Below are 1,340 nucleotides of genomic sequence, written 5' to 3'. Positions count from 1 at the left end.
TATAGCGCAACAGGAAAACTGGTCTTAGAAAACCTAGCTTTGAGGGTGCAATTAAGTATATGGCGGATAAATCAGAGCACCTAAAGCAGAATATTTTAAGCAAGTTACACGTACACTGAAAGCCCCCACTATCTTGAAATCCCCTAGAATAAAATCTCCCTCTTTATAAGAAAAAATATGGTGACTTTTGTTCGTGAATATCAAAAGGGTGAAGAACTTTTGAGAAATCAACGCAGATTTTATAAACAAAAAAGGCAGCACACTGTGCTGCCTTTAGATCAAAGTGTGTACTATATCTTATATATCTTATCCTAAAACTGATAACGCAGTCCCCCCACAAAACTCGTTCCAGAAAAACCAGCCTTGCTAAGCTTATGCTGATAAACAAGATCACCATGAAGGGCAAACTTTGAAGACAATCGAGCATTAAAACCTAATCCAGCTTCTAAAGAAGAACCAAAAGCACCTAATTGGAAAGCATCTTTGAAATGGACTGATTGCTTTCCATCAAATCCATGCGCAAGGTAAAACTTACTATAGAAGGAAACAACACGTGCCTCATCGGTTACAGGAAAGGTCTTTGTTAAACGGCCACCCACACGCATCGCCCATTGATCAAGTTTTCCAAGCTCAATCTCAAAGTTGTCAATATCACGGGCCGGATTAATCCGGAGATGCTGATAAACAACCTGGACTTGGGGATCAAAAACAAATCCTTCATATCCAGTTGCAAATGACTGACCACCTGTCAATGAAACACTGAGCGGATTTCCCTTTAATGTTGCCGTCTTGCCACGTGCAAGAGTCAGGACATCACCCTTAAACAAACCATAAGAGAGAAGACCATCCACATAAAAGCCGGCATCATACTGCATGGTACCATAGGCTGTCACTGACCATTTATCAAATGCGCTTTTCTGGCTTTGTTCAACAGCTAAAGGCTGCAAAGAAAGTCTCTCATAAGCCCCTATAACTCCAAAAAATGTGTTACTATAAGCATTCTCGATTGTTTTGAGCAAAACACCTGCCTCAAGTGCATTATAACCAAGCTCCCCTCCGTAACCATATTCAAGAGCGGAAAGGTTTGAGGAATAACGGTAATGACCAGCATAGCCACGCAAGAATAAAGCAGGGTTTTCATGAATTCTTGACATTCCCACAGCAGTGGCCCGCAGTCTCTCCACATGCTTATTTTGGTTGCTAATATTCACCAAACCAGCATGGAATAAGCTATTTGGTAACAGCAAATAAGTCGGAACTTGCGGAACAACAGATCTTACAGCCTGTTCAGGAAATCTATTTTTAGAAACCGTAGAAGTATACGCAGAATCACTTACTTC

At 40.9% G+C, this 1,340-nt stretch carries 1 protein-coding gene; it reads right to left on the bottom strand.

What is annotated here, in order from left to right:
- Positions 1 to 311 precede the first annotated feature (311 nt).
- On the bottom strand, positions 312 to 1,340 hold a 1,029-nt coding region (locus ACFIK8_RS09045; RefSeq protein WP_375669229.1), incomplete at its 5' end, for an autotransporter outer membrane beta-barrel domain-containing protein.

This window comes from Bartonella sp. MR168JLCBS, assembly GCF_042194175.1.
Note: the sequence above shows the minus strand (reverse complement) of the source record. Positions and strands in the feature narration are given on the sequence as shown.